Here is a 403-nt window from a genome sequence, read left to right as displayed (position 1 = left end):
ATTATCCGCATTCAGCTGGATACGGCTGCTCTTAGTGACTTCGCAATGCGTGATTCTTATGTAGACATGCTGGACGAGCCGAACAGCCAGGCTACCGTAGATGCCCGTAACTGGGAAATATGGCACAGCCCCGACCTGTGGGCAAGAGAATATAATGACAGTATAGCAGACCCGCAGCCAATTGAATACCTGAACAACGATTCTAACTATGTATATGTGCGCATCCGAAACATAGGCTGCGCTGTAGCCGATTCCAATGCAGTGCGGGGAAAGGTTCATTTTTACTGGACACTGGCGAGTACCGGTGAGCATTGGGACCCGAATAATATTCTGAACGATTGGACGGGCTCCACTTTTGTACCAGGAGCTACCGGAGGTGTGGTAGTTGCAGGAGGTGAGATCA

General features: G+C 50.1%; 1 protein-coding gene. It reads left to right on the top strand.

Annotated features, from left to right (window positions below):
- Positions 1-45 precede the first annotated feature (45 nt).
- A partial coding sequence (locus HGH91_RS31010) for a hypothetical protein (RefSeq protein ID WP_211092497.1) occupies positions 46-403 on the top strand: 358 nt, incomplete at its 3' end.

Source organism: Chitinophaga eiseniae (assembly GCF_012641265.1).
Lineage (GTDB): Bacteria > Bacteroidota > Bacteroidia > Chitinophagales > Chitinophagaceae > Chitinophaga > Chitinophaga eiseniae_A.
Note: the sequence above shows the minus strand (reverse complement) of the source record. Positions and strands in the feature narration are given on the sequence as shown.